Origin of the sequence: Chitinophaga filiformis, assembly GCF_023100805.1 — a bacterium.
In the GTDB taxonomy this organism is placed as follows: Bacteria; Bacteroidota; Bacteroidia; order Chitinophagales; family Chitinophagaceae; genus Chitinophaga; species Chitinophaga filiformis_B.
On the sequence record NZ_CP095855.1, the window covers coordinates 7,789,518 to 7,808,612 of the forward strand.

The window sequence follows — 19,095 nt, forward strand, 5'->3', positions numbered from 1 at the left end:
AATAAGTAAATAGATGGAATGAAGATCAATGAGACTGATCACAACAATAAGCTGCGTCTTCGCTCATATGAATGCATCACAATAAATGTGCTGTAATTATATTGTTGGCTGTACTTAAGCCTGGGGCGGGTGAAAGAAAGAGAATAAAGGAGTATGCAGTTCAGGATCCTGATAATAAACGATGAGCTTTGAGGAAGGTGCAAGCGGCGCGAAGTCAAACTCCTGCGGAGCATCTATAAAAGATACTTCATACTTTTCTTTGCCTGTGGTACCATTTTGCTGCTGCTGTTCATCCTGTTGCAGCTTTTTTCTGAGGTAACATTTACCGTTACAGTGCATGTCAGGTTTGTCCCTGTTTTCGCACAATACACGGGCTATATATGCCTGATCGATCTTATACTTCACCATAATCACAGCCTGGCTGAAGTTTTGCAACAGCAGTCCCAGGAATACGGATATGACGAATATATATCTCATTGATGCAAAAATAGGTCAAGACTTGTCCAATTTCAAATGATTTATGTCATGTTGCGGGGAGATCCTGGTAAGCAATAAAACCAAGCTCCCGGATTATTACCGATGGTCGCCTGAGCCGGATATTGCTATTTGAGCTATGCACGAATACCGTTTTGATGCCGTGGATGATGCTTCGTGCCCTGGCCTGGTAAACTGCAAAATTTCAGCACAAGGAGCGCATTAATATACTTGCATATATGTAAAGCGAAACCTGAAATCAAAATTACCTGTAAAGCCAATCCTGAAAAATGTTACTTTTTTGCCGTCCTGATACCGCTTTGATACCGCTTATATACCGCTAATGCTACGTTAATCTTACGTTCATGAACGTAAGATTAACGTAGCATTAGCGGTATATAAGCGGTATCTGTCAGGTCCTGAAATAGGTTTACACCTTAAAAAGTGTAAAACATGCAAAATTCAAACAATCAGAACAAAGGTGGACGCAAGGGACGCCTGGGACCACAGTTCCAATATGAGCAGTCGTTCATGAACAAAGTCGTAGCCGATTACATGGCCGGAGACCAAAGCATGAGCCAGGTCGCAGCTCGTTATAAGATCACTAAACCACAAATAGCTTATTGGTACTCTCTTTTTTCTTCCGAACTTAGGCAAACGACTTTGGAAAAACCCATAATATCTACGGCCATGACAGAACAGGAAAAAAAGGAGTTTGATGCTTTAAGAAAGCAAAATGAAGAACTCCGTAAAAAGCTGGAACATGCCAATTTAAAGGCATTTGCTTTTCAGACAATGATCGAAGTTGCTGAAGAACAATTTAATATTGAGATCCAAAAAAAGCCTGGTACCAAGCCGTCTGCAGAGTAAAAGAACATTATCCGGACAAGGATTTGGGTAATGTTTGCGGACTGTTTGGTAAAAGCAGACAAGCTTTTTATAAGCGGAAAAACAGCGATCATCAATTTGGCCTGGAAATGGCCATCGTTCTTGACAAAGCGGAGCAAATCAGAGCTTCACAAAAGCGACTGGGCGCCAGAAAACTTCATAGAATGCTTTCACAAACTCTTCAACATCATAAAATTAAATTAGGCAGGGATCGATTTTTCAATCTGTTGGCTGAAAATGGAATGCTTGTCCGTAAAAGAAAACGTAAGAAAATACGGACTACCGATTCTAATCATCCCTTCAAAAAATATCCTAATCTGATTAAAGAGCTGAAGCTTAGTCAGGCTAACCAGGTGTGGGTTAGTGATATTACTTACCTTCCTTTGGTAGGCTCCCGGTTCTGTTATTTGAGCCTGATAACTGATGCTTATTCAAGAAAAATCGTCGGTTATTGCTTACATCCATCACTGGAGGCCGAAGGGCCTATTGAGGCCTTAAAAATGGCTTTATCGGATATAAAGAATCCCATCAAATATAGCCTGATTCACCACTCTGACAGAGGGTCACAATATTGTAGTAAAAACTACATAGAATTACTTAATGATAGTCACGTCGGCATTAGTATGGCCGAGAAGGGCAACCCGTATGAAAATGCCATTGCTGAGCGAGTAAATGGAATATTAAAGTTAGAATTTGGCCTGGACCGGTTATTTAAAAACTATGAAGCCGCGGCTGCTATAGTAGCAGAGACTATCCGCATCTACAATGAACAAAGGCCTCATACAAGCTGCGACTATCTGACTCCGAATCAGGCACATACAAAACAAGGGGAATTAGTAAGGAGATGGCGAACCAAGAAAAAAGATGGTCCAAAATCAGGATTAACAGCAGATACTGTCAACCTGATCCAGGACTAAAATCTAAAGAAAACAACCTTTTTAGGATTATCTTTTAATATTGTAAAATTCAAACGGATTATCTCACCAAAAGTGTAAACCTATACCAGGATAAGACAATCAAAGCGGCAATCAAACCAGTCAAAACGCTCGGGAATGATAATGACCGGGTTGTCCTTTAAATATCATCTACTTTCTTTATATGATGCCAGTATTCCATCTCCCCGTTTTGGCGTCCTGTGAACATGGCTAAAATGGTGAAAGTAATCCTGCTATTATTACATCGACGGATATCGTCAACTGCCCGGCGTAGAAGGTGTACAAACAGAGAGGGGTGCCCCTGTTCGAGACACCCCTCTGCGAAAAAAGATATTGAAAATGCTGTTATTGCGCCAGCATAAATCTCAGTGTTAAACCACCTCTGGTACTGGTGATCGGATAAGCAGTTGAAATAACCGGTATGGTCTGCCTGCGGTCATAGAAGAAACGCAGGTTCAGGCGGTTGTTCAACACGTAGTCAATAGACGGCGATATACCGATCACTTTCTGTCCGCTTGTCGGTATCACCAGGTCAGCATCCAGCCTGTTGTTCACCGTCTTGTCGTCACGGAAGCTCATATCCAGCCTGAAGTTCATATCATTTTGCACCTTCTTGCCATCCTGTGGTTGTCCAAGGAATGCGAACTTCACGTTACGCAGACGGTAACTACCTCCCAGGGTGAGTTCTGTAGAACGCAGCTCTGTCAGCTGGTAATCGATCAGGCTAAGACTGAGTGAACGGTTCTTCTTGAATTCCACCCGCAGGTTCAGGCTGTTGGTGAAGGTCACATCAATACCCAGCAATGGTGCGAACTGCTCGGTCATGGTGATGTTTGGTATCAGGAAGTACGGAATATAGTTGCCGGAAACAGTATCCACGAATCCAGGATAACCGGCCAGACGTGGATCTTCATACAACAATGCGGAGTTGTATGAGCTCATGGCCAGGGTACCCACGTACGCATGTGTGAGCGATACGTTGGTAAAGAGCGACTTGAATGGTTCCAGTTTGGTTAATCCGTTGTAAGCCACACGCCAGTTTGGACGTGGTACATAATTGCTGAAAGGATTGCTGCGCACATTCGATAAACCAGCGTTCTTCAGCAGGCCGATCTTCTCAGGGTCCTTGCCTGTATACGCAGCCAGGAATGCCGGTACCAGTACATCCTGTGCGTAACGGCCATAACCATAGCGGTAGGTCGGATCTTTCGGGTTGTTGGTAGGCACACCGGGATCGCTGTTATAAGGGTTCAATGCACCAAGGCGATTGGAGATGGCCTGACGATAACGCTCAAAATCCTTGAAGGTTTTGGTGGTGCCGGATTCGGCATCAATACCTCCAAACATGGTTTTGATGGCCATGTAGGTGATCTCAAATCCACCCGCATCGTAAGGGCTCAAATGCTGGAAGCCGGAATCAGACAGGTTCTTGAACAATTCCGTATGCGTCTTGGTAAATGACTTGGTCATACTCAGATCGATCCGGAGGTCATTTACTGGTTCCAGCTGTGCCTGTATCTGCCAGCGCTGTGTGAATTGCTGCTGGAACTGGATGTTGAAAGTAGTATCGGGTGTGATAAGGCCTTTCTTGGCAAAATTGTCCAGCCATGCCTTATCGGGTTGTTTACCAAACACGAACGGCACACCCGGCGCCCAGCTGGCCCAGTTCATACCGAGCAGCTTGGTACTGTCTATATAACCCGGTAAGCGGGTACCGCCATTCTCAGAATAATCTACACTGATACGTTTCAGTGACAGTAATGGTTTCATAACTGCTTTCAGGATAGGCGATATTTCTGGTGTATTATCCTTTTTCGCTGGCTGCTGCTTATTCTGATTGCCAGCCATGCCCGGCCTGTTGTTATTGTTTGGTTGCGGCTTCTTCTTCTGTTGCGTACCCGTTATGGCCCGCAGGAAGGCAGATTTACTATAGAGCTCTGAGAACTTGAATTCCGCTATCATCGTCTTCTGGTTAGAATTCTCAATAGCGTTACCCAGGTACTTTGCCAGCAGGGAAGCGCCCGTCCAGCGGTAATCAGTGGAATAGCCCAGCGATACGTTCGTCCAGCTCAGTAAAGGTATCTTGGCTGTTGGCAGTGTATAAGTGATGTTAGCGGTATGATAGTAATTCGTGGTTCTGCCCAGTTTGAAGAAATTGTTCCATACGCTGTCTTTCTTTTCCTTGCTATCCAGGCGGCCTCTCGGTTCATCAATACGGGCGTTGTTCACCGCATTGAAGTCGATGCTGAGGCTCTTCGACAGATCCCACTTCAGACCATAATACCTGTCGAAAGTGAAGTACTTGTTATAGGTCTCAGGCAATTTATAAGTATCGTCCCCTCCAACGTTGCGGATACGTGTGGCTCCGAACTGGCGGGTGATGTCTACCCTGAAACTGATGAGTGATGGTATATAGTTAAAGTTAAAGTCGCGAACCAGGTCCAGCCATGGTGTTTTCGTCTTGAACAATTTCTTGAACGGCGTAATGAACTTACTCTGACCGGTGAAGGTGTACCCCAGGCCACCACGGTGTTTTGTCAGTTCATCGCTCTGAATGATCGGGCTATGGCTGGTGGTTTGTGTAAAGGAATAACTGATGTCGAAGTTCTCAATATCCCAGAGGTGGTTCTTCTTCCTGTTCAGGTTCATACGACGCACGTTGGTGAAGTTGAGGCTCTTGATAGCGGTAAAGTCTTCTGCAGCCTTACGGATGGAATCGCGTTCATAATCACTGCGGGCCATTCTTAACTTATCCTTCAGTTTGATATCCAGGTCGTACGGATCGTATTCCGGTCTGCTCACCGCCCTCGAATATCCGGCATAGACGGGAATGGACAGGCTGGCTCTCTTCGGCAGCAGTTTGCCCAGGTCCAGGTTGGCAGCCGCATCATATTGGAGGTAGTTGTCGCGGAAACGTTCATTCACACGCTGGTCAAGGTTACCAAAACCTGTAGTGTGCATGTTACCCGACACGCTAACGGTACCCAGGTCTGCCAGTTGCATATCTACACGGCCCATACCTGCATAACCGCCTTTTTCATCGAGACCGGACAGGCGCAATTCATTGAACCATACTTCACCGCATTTGGGCAGACCATCATCCTTAGGGTTGGTCACACCCAGCATGATGCTTCTTACATCACCCAGGTTCGGATTACCCATCACGCTCATGTAGTTGCCTTTTTCATCCTGAATGGTATATGGAGTTAAAGGAGAGCAGGTGCTACACTGGTTACGCTGTTGTTTCAACTGGGTCAGTTTACTCATCAGCAGGTCCATATCGTTTACTTCCGGCCAGATATCATAAGCTGTATGAGAGCCTCCCCAGCTGGTAACTTTCAGTGGTATCTGGTATTCGTAGTAGTTTTCCACAAAATCGCTACCCATACGGATGATGGCGCGCAGGTCACCATCTTTCAGACCGTTGGGATCGTTGGAAGCTTCTGCGTGCAGGTACATCTGGATATGTTTGTACTGACGCAGGTCCATATTCAGGTTCTTTGACACCCCGCGGGTATCTCCATCTTCCAGTTTGCACACCTGGATAGACATGGCCTGTTCGTTCAGCTGCAACACGGTACTGTTGGTGCTCACGGTATTCTGACGCACCACTCCCGGAGGCAGCGTATAAGGAATAGGCTTGCGGGAGGAGTTTTCTTCGATATTTACAGCGGAAGTATTGAAAGTAGTTGTTCCATCGTTCGGAACAGGATCGCCCGGTTGCAATTTATAGTCATACTGCCGCCATTGGTTACGTACCAGCTGCAGTTTGGCGAAACGTACAACTACAGAATCCGTGAATCCCGTCAGGAACATACGCATGAAACGGATGGATTTGAAGTCGGGAATGCTGCCTATTTTTGCGCCGAAACTGCTGATCGGCACCTTGAACTGGTACCAGTTTTCGATTGTCTTATTACCATTGGCCAGTGTTACTTCCGCCGCTATCTTATCCACGATATAGTTGGTACCCACCGCCATGTTAGGACGCAGGTTCACACGGTACTGGAAGTATTCCTCTGTTTCATTCAGCGTATTATCCCTGTTCAGGTCTTCCGATTCCGGAATATTGGTAGCTGCGGAGGAATAGGTCGTATTCTGTGAAACCGGGGAGTTACCTTCCGGATTGCTGTATCGCTTGTAACGTTGCAGGATATCGGCACGGTCATAGCTCCTGTAGTGCCTGTAGTCATCGTTGGATGGATCCCCTTTCGCGTCATTATAAATCTTGGAACCTGGTCCGAAATTTCTCGCCAGCTCATCAAGATATGTTTTATGGAACGTAGCCTCATCGGTACTCTGCAAACCATCGTACCCCACATCCTGGTAACGGCGGATATCCGGGTCATTGTCAAACGCCTGGGTGATCTGCTGCTGGAATTTCGGAATACGGCCCCAGATGGAAGAATCTGTTTTATTCAGGTCTGTGGTCGGGTTAGGTAATCCGTTCTCGAAGAACTTACGGGAATCTTTCAGGATATCTTCAGATACGTTACCGAGGTTGAAGTACAATTGACCACCGTTGCTGTTCGGATTCTTAATGAAAGGATCCTGGATCCAGAATTCGATAAACTCAACGTTCTGTGTCTGGAAGTCACTGTTGTCGATAGCGCGCATGATACCACCCCATGCCTTTTCAGGATGTTTCAGGTGACCATTGGCATCAACACTATCCCTGTTGGTAATGAAGTTGTACGGACCTCTTTCCGTTGGATAATAGGCCAGGTCAAGCGTGCTTAACTGGCTCTGACCAAAGTCGGTGGAACGGTTGGCAAATACCTCTTTCTGATATACCAGGCGCACCCGCGGGTCGGATTGATCTTCAGTACTGATACCCTCGGGCAATGCCGGCGATTTGGGGATCTGCAGAGTAGGCTCAATAATATACCATGCCAGCCTTGCCCTGTCATGACCATAGGCAAGATCATTCGGCTTGTCTGCATTCGGGAACAGTGCGTGCCCCGCGCTGTCAACTGCGTCTTTTGGCGTAGAAGCCAGTGCCCAGGCAGTTGCCGGGAACTTCAGGTCATAACCACTCTGGGACCCTTCGAAATCATCGATGAAGACCTGTCCCTGGCCGGTACCTGCCGCGTTTACCAGTTTGCTGTGGCCTGGGAATAACTTGGCCACCTCGCCGGTGAACATGATATTGGAAGGCGTATTGCTCTGGTAATTAGGCAGTTTGTTCAGGAAACGGGTCAGCCCTTTCCACTGTGAGTTGTAGTTCACGTCAAAGCCCACCACAGTATTCTTGATAGGGTCTTCGCCGTAGTTCACCTTCTGGTAATAAGGGCGTTCACTCATCCTGGCGATGGTAGATCCCAGGGTCAGGTTGTCGTTCACCACATAATCCAGGCGGGTACCGAAGTAGTTCCTCACCTGGGTGCCAAAGGCGGCATTATTTTCAAACTGTACATTGATGGCCACACCCGAGTTCAGGATACCAGCGTTGATGATCTTGATACGGCCCAGGTTATAGTCAATAATGAAGTCTACATTCTCACGCAGTTGCTGACCGCCGGCAGTTACGGTTACCGATCCCGGTGGGATATTGTAACCACCCAGCTGGATCTCGGACGAGTTGGCAGATTTATAGGATCCTTTCAGCACATAACGGTTCAATTGCGGGAATTGCTGCGCCACCACCTTAATGGAGTCGTACAGTACCTTGTACAGGTACTGGCGTTCCAGGGCGGCATTGCCACCGAAGGCTTTTTTGATACCCGCCGCGAAGGGCTCCAGTTGCGGGAACATAATACGTCCCGTCTGCGAGTTGATGGTATACCCTTCCACGTAGTCAAACACACCATCCGGCTGCGGGTCATTCTGGTTATTCAGCCTGTCGAGGTTCAGGATGGTAATGAGCGGAGCTCCTTCCCATATACCCTGGGCATCGGGCAGGTAACGCTTATCGCTCGGTGCACGGCTCTCTGTACCGGGGTCTTTATAGTAAACATCCAGTTTAAAGTCAGCCCTGTTGATCTGGTAGGCGCCTGTAGAATAGATGTTCTTCATCATCAGGTCCCAGATGGGCAGGTTGGGCCGCGCGGAGGTAGCTTTCAGCAATTTCAGGAACAGGATACGCTGGTTGGCGCTATTGTTCTGATCTGGCGGAATATCCTGTGAGAATTCACCCACTGTGTACACGCGGCCGTTATAAGTATACTGGTATGCAACGGCCAAAACTTCATCCGCCTGCAATTGCTGATTGAGCGAGATGAAGCCTAACTGCCTGTTGAGGGTATATTCCGTTGAGTCCAGTTTACGGGCGAAAGTCTTTTCGTATTGCTGGACGGGTTCGAGGTTGAGACTTCGCAAGCGGTTGACGACCGTTCCCGTATAACGGCTCATCGGGTCGGAAATCACCTGGGAGTAGAGGGTATTGGCCCTGTTGTCAGTGAGTTTGGCAGTACCTGGTATCAGGAATGCCTGGTTATAGGGATTGTATTCACCGAGGTCCATCAGACCGACGATATCCCTTGCATTGGTGGTAGCGCCTGTTTTATTGGTCACCCATACCTCTATTCTGTTCACATATGCCAGCGACTGGATGATGGGCAGGTTGGCTACAGCGTTGTTGAATGTATCGCGGAAGAACTGACCAAGCAGGAAGTGGCGGTTGTCTTCATATTCATCTGCCTTCAGGGTGAAATCCTGCACCTGGGTACCGCCCTTGATCAGCATATTCTGCTTCTGTGATTTCTGGTTGGACAGTACAGATGTCACCGTCAGGCGGCCGAACTGCAGCTGGGTCTTGATACCGAACAGGGACTGTACCCCGGATATCAGCGAGCTGCGCAGGGGGAAGCTCACGTTACCGGCCTCGATCTTCTTGATGATCTCATCGTCATAACCGGTATATTCCAGTTTGATCTGGTTTTCAAAGTCGAAAGTAGACTGTGTATTGAAATTGGTGATCAGTTTCAGCTTGTCCCCTATCTTACCTGTCAGGTTCATATTGATATTCATATCAAAAGCGAAACCTCCCGTTTTACGGGCCTGTTCTGTGAGCACGGGGTTCTTAATATTCTGGCCTTCATAGCCAAAAGTGAGTTCAAGGCTACCCTGGGGCTTGATATCCACTTTATTACCACCGAATATCCTGTCAAACAGTTTGCTGCCTTTATACAATTCGGGTCCGTCCCCCTTCTGGTTCAGCGATCCGAGTGTACTGGCCCTTTTTTTCCAGTAGTCCTCCTCACTCTTAGCAGACTGGAGTTTATAATATTCATCAAAGCTGAGATAGGTTGGATTGCGGTAGTAGTGGTCGCCAATCTTTTCTGTTACTGTATATTGCCTGGTGACGGGATCATAATCAACAGTACGGGATAAACCTGCAGGATCTTTTAAATCTATCTGATTCTTGACAGGATCTGTAATACTGGTACCGTAACGGTCTTTTATCGGAAACTTCAGCGTATCCTTTTTAACGGTATCTGCTGCTGCTGGTGTGACGATGTTTGGTTGCCAGTATTTCTTAGTATAGTTGTTAGTATAACCCGAACGATTCCTTGCCGCAGTATCAAAAATAAATAAAGAAACAACTCCTATTACTGCAATAGCACCATAATATGTCTTTCTTGACAAGAGAAATAGGTTTTTATAGAGGTCAGGGTAATAAATAATTTATAGACCTTTCAGCGACTTTTTAATAAGCCCTTCGAGGTCTTGCAATAGTGGTTCAGCTTTTAGCACTTTATTAATTGCCTGTTCTGCCACATTTCTGGCTATTCCTAAAGTGACTAATGCATTTAACGCGTCTTCCTGAATTGTATTGTTTGGTGTTACAGATATTTGGTGACCGGCATCCTTCTGTTTACTGATTTTGTCTTTAAGCTCCAGAATTACCCGTTTTGCCGTTTTAGCGCCGATCCCTTTTATACTTTCAAGCATTTTTTCGTTCTCCATCGCGATAGCCCGTTGAATATCTTCAGGTTGAAGGGAAGACAGCATCATCCGGGCAGTATTGGCGCCTATACCTGAGACGCCTATCAGCAGGAGGAACATATGACGTTCCGCCTGGTCAAAAAAGCCATAAAGTGTATGTGCATCCTCCTTTATATGCAGATACGTCAGCAATTTGCAATTTTCCAGTCCCTGTATGCGGGAATAGGTATTGAGACTGATCTGCACTTCGTATCCAACCCCTTGAACATCAATATGTACCAGAGCAGGGGATTTATAGGACAGTTTTCCGTTGAGGTAAGCAATCATACAGGAAGATAAATGTTTCTAATGTTCGGCAAACCTAGTAAAAATTTAGCAAGAACAGGGCAGTAAGTAACCTTATACTTACATTTACAAATTCTTATGTATTTTTACGCCTCGTTTAAAACATCTATTTTATTAATATGAACAAAATAACGGCCGCTATTACAGCGGTAGGTGGTTATGTACCTGACTACGTGCTCACTAATAAAGAACTGGAAACACTGGTAGATACAACAGACGAATGGATCATCACCCGTACGGGGATCAAGGAAAGAAGGATACTGAAGGGAGAGCGTAAGGGGACCTCTGAGTTATGTGTACCGGTAGCACAGGAAATATGCCGTAAAAGAGGGATCAGCCCGGAAGAGATCGACCTGCTGATCGTGGCCACCGTTACACCGGACATGGTGTTCCCGGCAACCGCCAACATCGTAACTGATAAAATAGGTGCCAAAAACGCCTTCGGCTTTGATATCAGTGCCGCCTGTTCTGGTTTCCTGTATGCGCTGGACACGGGTGCACGCTTCATTGAAAGCGGACGCTATAAGAAAGTAATGGTGATCGGGGCTGATAAAATGAGCTCTATCATTGACTATACTGACCGTACTACCTGTATCATTTTCGGCGACGGTGGCGCAGGCGTATTACTGGAACCTAATACAGAAGGACTGGGCCTGATCGACAGCATTCTGAAAAGTGATGGTCATGGCCGTGAATACCTGCACATGAAAGCCGGCGGTTCTGCACAGCCTGCCAGCATTGAGAGTGTGACCAACAGGGAGCACTATGTATACCAGGAAGGCAAAATGGTGTTTAAATATGCGGTAGCCAATATGGCTGAGGCGGCGCATGACGTCATGAAGCGTAACAACCTTACCGCCGATGATGTAGCATGGCTGGTACCTCACCAGGCCAACAAGCGTATCATTGACGCTACAGCTTCCCGTATGGGCCTGCCGGAAGAAAAAATAATGATGAACATTCAGCGATATGGTAACACTACCGCGGGTACCTTGCCACTTTGCCTCTGGGATTACGAAAAGCAACTGAAGAAAGGTGACAACCTGGTACTGGCTGCCTTTGGCGGTGGATTTACCTGGGGCGCCAGCTACGTGAAGTGGGCATACGATCCAAAATAATTAAACGGTCAGGAATTAGGAATTGAGCACTGCTGCGAATAATTACTGACGGGCCACATGGTTGCAACGGTAAGCGTTATAAGAATAACGCCGGTCAACAGGCAACTCAGGGCTTAATTCCTGACCTAATTGAAAGAAGGCAAACTATACCCCAGCCTCAGTTGCACTCCCTGTACCTCTGCACTGATATGGCCTCCCATTTTATCCATAAAGTCCTTACAGATCACCAGCGTTACAGACATATCATCTCCTCTCCTGTATTCAAATAAATGAGCTGCCATTTGCGGGGTAAATGCTTTAACGGTAAATGTGATATCCACCCGTACCAGTTCCTCCTGCATAGCGTGTACCACTATCGGCCCTTCTCCTTCCGACAGCATTACTGCACAATGCAGCAGGCTACGGTTAATGAACAGCAACATCTCCTGATCGCCCGCCAGGTATAGCCCTGAGGGAATATCCAGTCTTATCCGCTGCTGATCCGTATAATGCATGGCCTGCTCAAAAAGCAGTAACAGGTCGCAGGGGGCAGGATTGTATACAAAACCTGACAACTGGGATTTTATCCAGCGCAGGATATTTTCAAAAATAACCAGTGTTTTCCTGGAAGAAACAACGGCTTCATCAATGATCAGCTGCATGGATGCCTGGTCCATATCCTTATTCCGGAACATGGCCGACACCCGGATAATGTCATTCAATGGCTCCCGGAAATCCCTCGCCAGGATGGCGATCAGCTTATTCTTAAAATCGTCATGGATATTCAGCTGCTGGTTCTTTTCAGAAATAGCGTCGTTCATTTCCCGCAGCAGGCGTTCCTGCCGGCGTAATCCCTTATAAGACCGGTAACGGGCATAAGTAAAGCCGCCCATTAGCAGCAGCACACCTATCATAAAGCCGATCAGCTGCTGGCGGCTTTTCCGCTTCATATTGGCTTTGTTGATCTTCTGTTCCTGTACCCTGTTGCTTAATTCCCATTCATTCAGCTCCTGCTCTTTCAGGAAATAATCCAGGTAGTTCATATAATTGCGGGACTTCATTTCCAGCCGCTTTCTCACCAGTTCCCACAGCGCCCTGCCATAGTAGGCCTTTTTCGCTTCGTTATTGCTGTTGGCATAATACCTGTACAGGCTGGCAATGGTCGGCAACATCATATTCAGGTACCCTGACCGGCTACCAATGGCGAAAGCCCTCTCCTTAGCGGGTATGGCATCGGCAGGATAACCGTTCTGCCTATATGTGTCAATATGATCCAGCATGTCGATCGCCACCACTACCAGACCTTCTTTCAATGCTTTATCTGCCAGTTCGTTGATCTTCTGTACTGCGCGGGCACCTTCCCCCTCCTGCATCCATTCGTCGGCTTCCAGTGCCTGAATGTAGTAGATATCTCTGCTGCCGGGGTACTTGCGGATGATCTCCTTTGATCTGCCTAATGCCCATTTCACAGAATCCCGGCGGGTACTGTCCTGTTCAAAACGGAGCGCATAGTTGATCAGTACCAGGCTGTAAATAGAATCCTGCGCCAGTGTTTTTCCCAGCTCCATTGCCTGGTAGAGGTACTGGTTGGATTCCGGCTTCATACCATCCATGTCATGCAATACACTGAGATTCATCAGTAGCTGGCAGATGTTAGGCTGGTCTTCCAGTTCGCGATAGTATAACAGGGATTTAAAGCCATATTCAATAGCCTGTTTGGTATTGGCTTTCAGCGCATAGAAAATACTGAGGTTATTCAGGGCGCCGGCCAGTCCTCTTTTGTCGCCACGGCGGGTAGCTATATCCCGGGCTTTTACCCCATACCAGAAGCAACTGTCTGTGTTACTCAGGTGAAATTGCATACCCAGCTGGTTCAATATATCGGTATAGAGGGTACTATCCGGCTGCCGTAAGAGGTCAGTCCTTAACTGACGGATCACATTATCCTGGGCAAAAGACGCCCTTCCGGCCATCAGACCGGCAAACATCAGGAGTATAGTATATATCCGCGTTCTTTTCACTGTTCCTGGATTATGCCATCTTTTGCAAGGGGCAAAGTATAAGAGAACGTACTACCGTTCCCGGGGTTATTAATTGCCTGAATAGTGCCCCCCATTTTGTCCATAAAGTCTTTGCAGATGATCAGTGCCAGTCCTGCGCCTCCGTTTGTCCTGCCTCTGTCCTTTTCCCTGTTGCGGTATTCGAACAGGTGCTGCAACATACCGGGGTCTATCCCTCTTCCTTCATCGCTGAAGGAAATAGTGACCATATCGCCCTCCACCATAGCTGCGACGTGAAGGGCACCTTGTACCGGACTGAACTTCACAGCGTTATGCAAGAGGTTCCGGTGTACGAACTGCAGCATTTCCCTGTCGGCCAGCAATTGCAGCTGGTCCGGAATGTCGAGGTGTATATGTAAGGCTTTCTCCGTACAATTATCCTTCAGGATCTCCAATGCCTCCCTGATCATGACGGCTGGCCGGCAAACCGCGGGGGTATACACGAAACCGCTCAGTTGTGACCTGATCCAGCGCAGAATGCTGTCAAAAACATGCAGGGTATGCACAGATTTGGTCTCCAGCTTCCGGAACAGGGATGTTGCCTGATCATACTCCAGCGATTCGTCCTTCAGGAGATTGGTGATGTCTATGATATGATTCAGCGGTACACGGAAGTCATGTGCGATGAGGGAGATCAGTTTATTTTTAAAATCGTCATTGGTGCGCAGCAGTGCATTCTTTTCGCTGATTTCACGGTTCTTCTCTCTCAGCTGGACCGCATTCCGCCGGGAGCGCCGGTGGGAACGGTTTACATCTATCAGCAACAATACTGTCAATACCAGCAATACGGTCAGAAAGATAATAACCACGTATCTGCTGCGGCTTTCCATGCCTTTTTTGTCTAATAGCTGCTGCTGGTAGTCATGTTGTAACTGCAATGCGCGCAGCTTTTTCTCCTGCATGTAATAGTCAATGTAATCCAGCTCTCCCTGCGTTTTACTTTGTTCTTCCTTTTCCATTATATCGAGCATAATGGAGCCATAGAGGCTGGCGGAATCGCTTTTATTGTGATTATCGTACCAGGCGTAGAGTTTTGCCACCACCGGCAAAGCCAGTTCCCGGAACCCTCCTTCCAACGCCAGCCTTACCATCTGCCGCTGAAAGATCAGCGAGTCGGCCAGGTGATTGCGGGCTTTATAGGAAGCCAGGTGGGAAGAGCCATACATGGCATGATATACATACCCTTTCCTTTGCGCTTCCCCCACCAGGGCAATAAGCCTGGCCACTCCTTCTGCCTCGTCGCTTTTACCATAGATCAGCTCCTGGGCCTGCAGCATGCCGGTATATAACAGCAAGCGTTCATCGCCTGCCCTGGCCCCCATCTGGCGGGCTATTGCCAATGCCCGGTTAGCCCTTTTCCTGTCCACGAAGTCACTGCTTCGGCCGGCCCGGAGGTTACTGAGATAAATAAAATAATAATTGGCCCTCAGCGTCATGAGGATACTGTCATTTTTCAGGCCCTTACTGATGTCCAGGGCCCGTTTCATGTACTCCCCTGCTTCGTCATACTGCTTTTCGAACTGGTAATACACCCCCAGGTGCATACATGTCTGGCAGATGCCGGCACTGTCTCCCAATTCCTTATACAGGTTCAGGGCGTCAATATAAAAGCGGAAAGAAAGATAGCTGTTGTCGCGATAGGCATAATAGCTTCCGAGGCCACGGTAGGCAGCCGCCTCTCCTCTTTCATACCCCAGCCGCTGGGCCACTTCCCGGGCTTTACAGAGATACAGGAAACAGGTATCCAGCTGACGGTGCTGGAACTGGCTGGCCAGCTGGTTCATCAGATCTACATACCGGGTGCTGTCTGTAGTCAGGGCTGCGGTAGACTGCAGCCGGGAGATAACTCCTTTCTGGGCAAATGCTGCTCCCTGCCGGACAAAGCTCCCGGAAATGACTATCATGAGGTAGATGAGTACGTTCTTATTACGGAATATGCACAATAATAAACAGATGTAGTGTAGTGATTTCGCCTCTTTTCCCCTACAAGATACTGCTATATCTCGAACACGAGGCCCCTCCTTTTTAATTCTTCATATTTCTGTTTATCGAACCGGTACAGGTGCGCTCCTTTCTTGGAGGTTGTTTTATCCTTTTCATCGAGTTTCTCCAATATGTTCATGGACAGTATCTTCTTACGGAAGTTACGTTTGTCCAGCTCATGCTGGAAAATCTCCTCATAGAGGCTGCGTAACTGGGAAAGGGTAAATTTTTCGGGCAGGAGCTCAAAACCAATAGGGTGAAAATGAGCATTATCTCTCAATTTCTTCAGCGCGTCAGCTATCATCTGGCGGTGGTCGAAGATGAGGTTAGGGATCTGATGGAGTTCCAGCCAATGTGCGCTGTATTGCTGTGTGGGATTATGTTCATGTTCCCTGATACGGATCAGGGCATAATACGCCATGGATATTACCCTGGCGCCAGAGTCACGGCCTACGTCTCCATAGCAGGCCAGTTGCTCCATGTAAATGTTTTCAAGTCCCGTAGTTTGCTTCAATACCCGCGCGGCAGCTTCGTCCACACTCTCATCTTTCTGGAGAAAACCACCCATCAAAGACCATTCGCCCTGCATGGGATCTACTTTCCGCTGCATGATGAGCAACTTCAGTTTACTGTTTTCGAACCCAAAAATAATACAATCTACTGCTACCAGGTGTTGCGGTACATTAGCATAAAATGACTGTGCACTCATTGAAATATTGTTGTCTGCCTTGTGCTGACCAGCTGCAAAGATGCTACTATTTTCTGCTTCTTGCGAACTCGCTGTAATCAGTAACGGGAATTTTAGTAATACCGGCCTGCCGTAACATAGTTACCAGCTGACCGCGATGAAACGTTGCATGATTAAATACCTGCATCAGTATTTCTATAACGGTTGATTTACAATATTGTTTCCGGGTATCGTAATAAGCCACCACGTGCTGTAGCCTGACAGGCGGCACCTGTCTTACCCAGTCGGCCAGCAACTGCGACTGTTGCTGCCAGCGGGCGCAGGCTTCCACAAACGTGCCTTCAAAACCGATAGAGGGCCTGACGGCCTGTTCAACCAGGTGTAAACGCTGGTACCACAAGCTTTCCACGTCCCACATATGGTATGCCGTCTTGCGTAAACTTCCGAAGCTGCTACCTGTTTCCTGGTCCAGCTGTGTATCCGGCAACTTTTTCAATACATCCGCTATCCTATTGTTAGCCCAAAGGTTATAAGCTGCATAGCTGAGCAGGATATCCTTCATGGATATAATTTTAGTTACTATCTTCACCAAAATACCAAAAATTATGGCACCTGCCAGCAAGTGCAGGTAAATAATCCTGAAGGAACATGGAAAAAATTACTATTAGGGACGTACGAAAAGAAGATTGTCCGAGAATAATGGAGCTGATACAGGAGTTGGCTGAATATGAAAAAGCCCCTGAGGCAGTAACCGTAACACTGCAGGAGTTTGAGGATGCAGGATTCGGTGAGAATCCGGTCTGGAAAGCGTTTGCGGCTGTCCATACCACAGAGGGGAAAGAAACGATTGTTGGTTTTGCGCTTTATTATATCCGGTATTCTACCTGGAAAGGATGCAGATTATACCTGGAAGACCTGGTCGTGACCGAAAGCTTCAGAGGGAGGCGTATAGGCCATATGTTGTTTGAAAGATTATTCGAAGAGGTACGGGAAAAGAAGCTGAAAGGCATGAACTGGCAGGTATTGGAATGGAATGAACCTGCTATCAACTTCTATAAGAAACTAAATGCCAATTTTGACCCGGAGTGGTGGAATGCCAGCATTGACTTTTAATGACCTGATCCCATCAGGTATACAAATAAAGAGAGGCTACTTCATACTTTGAGCAGCCTCTCTTCATATTAGCTGATGCCGTTCACCACGGCATCTTTCTGTATCTTCACGATCAGTCCCTGCAATACTTTGCCAGGGCCGACTTCTGTAAATGTAGTTGCGCCATCGGCAACCATAGCCTGTACGGACTGTGTCCAGCGTACAGCGCCTGTCAGCTGATCGATCAGGTTTTGTTTGATCTCAGCCGGACTGCTGACAGCTTTCGCCACCACGTTCTGATATACCGGGCAGGATGGTGTGCTGAAAGTTGTTGTTTCAATAGCCGCCTTCAGTTCTTCTTTGGCAGGCGCCATCAGCGGGGAATGGAATGCACCACCTACAGGCAGTACCAGGGCTCTTTTAGCACCAGCCGCTTTCATTCTCTCACAGGCTACGTCAATACCCTTGATGGAACCGGAAATTACCAGCTGACCAGGGCAATTGAAATTGGCAGGTACCACTACCTCACCTGTTTCTGCGCTTACAGCAGCACAGATCTCTTCTACTTTCGCATCATCCAGCGCCAATACAGCCGCCATTGTAGATGGCTGCAGCTCGCAGGCCTTCTGCATTGCCGTAGCGCGTATGAATACCAGGCGTAATGCATCTTCGAAGGTCAGTGCACCATTGGCTACCAGCGCAGAAAACTCACCCAGGGAATGCCCGGCTACCATGTCTGGTTTCGCGGCAGGCTCTGCGCACAGGAAAGCGATCACACTGTGCAGGAACACTGCAGGCTGTGTCACTTTAGTCTGTTTCAGGTCTTCCTCAGTACCGGAAAACATGATGTCTGATATACGGAAGCCCAATATTTCGTTGGCTTTCTCGAAAAGCTCTTTTGCTTTAGGATTGCTATCATACAGATTCTTGCCCATACCCGGGAACTGAGAACCCTGTCCTGGAAAAACGTAAGCGTGTTTCATCTGATTTGGTTTACGCTACCTGACACATGCATTAATATTTCCACATATATCTTGGTAACTGGATTGCAAATATTCATACTCTTTATGATATATCAAAATCCCACCTAAAAAAGGCGGTATTATACCGTGGTTGTTTTAAATTGCATGAGCCTTATCTCCATGTAGCATTTCGATCCGTTCAGTAAAACACAGATAATTCTTAACAGGGATTAAATACATACTGCAATGATAACAGGAAATGATTACACCATAATTTCGAATAAAGAATTCAGCGAATTCTTCCCGGCATTTATTGACGCGCTCAAAGCACAGGACGCCCACCTCATTGCAGAGGAAGTGGAGGTAGTGGAGGATGAGGTATATGAGTATGTATTGGCAAAAGACAAGAAAGCATACCAGGAATACAGGGAAAACGGATATGCGGTGCATGAGCGGGGAGAAGGCTGCTTTGTAATCCTCGCCAAAAGAGTTCACAGGCTGGAATATAATGTTGAGATCACGACGAAGATAGAAGATGATGTGGAAGAGGCGATCGACCCTTATACATCGGTGCTGATCTTAAGGGATACCTGGAGTTATACACTGGTGTTGCCTGCCGTAATTGAGGATAGTGCGTATTGTCAGCAGGTGTATGATATAGCAGTGAATGTGTTGAGGTGAAAT

General features: G+C 47.2%; 13 protein-coding genes. 5 read left to right on the forward strand and 8 right to left on the reverse strand.

From position 1 onward, the window contains the following. Positions 1–114: 114 nt before the first annotated feature. Complete coding sequence (locus MYF79_RS30425; protein ID WP_247811602.1) at positions 115–477, reverse strand: hypothetical protein; 363 nt, start codon at positions 475–477, stop codon at positions 115–117. 450 nt (positions 478–927) lie between these two features. Here MYF79_RS30425 and MYF79_RS30430 point away from each other — a divergent pair, with 450 nt between their 5' ends. Beyond that, on the forward strand, positions 928–1,344 hold the full coding sequence (locus tag MYF79_RS30430) for a hypothetical protein (RefSeq protein ID WP_247809347.1): 417 nt from the start codon (positions 928–930) through the stop codon (positions 1,342–1,344). Between the two features lie 23 nt (positions 1,345–1,367). After that, complete coding sequence (locus MYF79_RS30435; protein ID WP_247809346.1) at positions 1,368–2,279, forward strand: IS3 family transposase; 912 nt, start codon at positions 1,368–1,370, stop codon at positions 2,277–2,279. A gap of 363 nt (positions 2,280–2,642) precedes the next feature. Here the strand turns inward: MYF79_RS30435 and sprA are convergent, their stop codons facing one another. Then, a complete protein-coding gene (sprA, locus tag MYF79_RS30440) occupies positions 2,643–9,884 on the reverse strand; it encodes a cell surface protein SprA (RefSeq protein WP_247811603.1) in 7,242 nt (2,413 codons plus the stop codon). Between the two features lie 39 nt (positions 9,885–9,923). Beyond that, positions 9,924–10,511 (reverse strand): Holliday junction branch migration protein RuvA, encoded by a 588-nt coding sequence (gene ruvA / locus MYF79_RS30445; RefSeq protein WP_199653260.1) that lies wholly within the window; start codon positions 10,509–10,511, stop codon positions 9,924–9,926. A 137-nt stretch (positions 10,512–10,648) separates the two neighbouring features. Here ruvA and MYF79_RS30450 point away from each other — a divergent pair, with 137 nt between their 5' ends. Beyond that, on the forward strand, positions 10,649–11,647 hold the full coding sequence (locus tag MYF79_RS30450; protein ID WP_247811604.1) for a beta-ketoacyl-ACP synthase III: 999 nt from the start codon (positions 10,649–10,651) through the stop codon (positions 11,645–11,647). Positions 11,648–11,772: 125 nt separating this feature from the next. Here MYF79_RS30450 and MYF79_RS30455 read toward each other — a convergent pair whose 3' ends face one another. From MYF79_RS30455 to MYF79_RS30470, 4 genes are all read right to left on the reverse strand, one after another. Continuing rightward, entirely contained in the window at positions 11,773–13,647 is a 1,875-nt protein-coding gene (locus MYF79_RS30455; protein ID WP_247811605.1) for a sensor histidine kinase, read from the reverse strand. Next, positions 13,644–15,590, reverse strand: a complete 1,947-nt coding sequence (locus tag MYF79_RS30460) for a tetratricopeptide repeat-containing sensor histidine kinase (protein ID WP_247811606.1) — start codon at positions 15,588–15,590, stop codon at positions 13,644–13,646. The genes MYF79_RS30455 and MYF79_RS30460 overlap by 4 nt, the downstream gene beginning before the upstream one ends. Positions 15,591–15,682: 92 nt before the next feature. Then, positions 15,683–16,378, reverse strand: a complete 696-nt coding sequence (locus MYF79_RS30465; protein WP_199653264.1) for an NUDIX hydrolase — start codon at positions 16,376–16,378, stop codon at positions 15,683–15,685. Between the two features lie 46 nt (positions 16,379–16,424). After that, positions 16,425–16,919, reverse strand: coding sequence for a DinB family protein (locus MYF79_RS30470; protein ID WP_247811607.1), 495 nt, complete (start codon positions 16,917–16,919; stop codon positions 16,425–16,427). Positions 16,920–17,005: 86 nt separating this feature from the next. Here MYF79_RS30470 and MYF79_RS30475 point away from each other — a divergent pair, with 86 nt between their 5' ends. Further along, entirely contained in the window at positions 17,006–17,470 is a 465-nt protein-coding gene (locus MYF79_RS30475; protein ID WP_247811608.1) for a GNAT family N-acetyltransferase, read from the forward strand. Positions 17,471–17,538: 68 nt separating this feature from the next. On the opposite strand, the gene fabD is transcribed toward MYF79_RS30475, so the two are convergent. Then, positions 17,539–18,432 carry an ACP S-malonyltransferase gene (gene fabD / locus MYF79_RS30480; protein WP_247811609.1) on the reverse strand — a complete coding sequence of 298 codons (894 nt, stop codon included), beginning with the start codon at positions 18,430–18,432 and terminating at the stop codon, positions 17,539–17,541. 225 nt (positions 18,433–18,657) lie between these two features. On the opposite strand from fabD, the gene MYF79_RS30485 reads away from it, so the two are divergent. Beyond that, positions 18,658–19,092 (forward strand): hypothetical protein, encoded by a 435-nt coding sequence (locus MYF79_RS30485; protein WP_247811610.1) that lies wholly within the window; start codon positions 18,658–18,660, stop codon positions 19,090–19,092. Positions 19,093–19,095 lie beyond the last annotated feature (3 nt).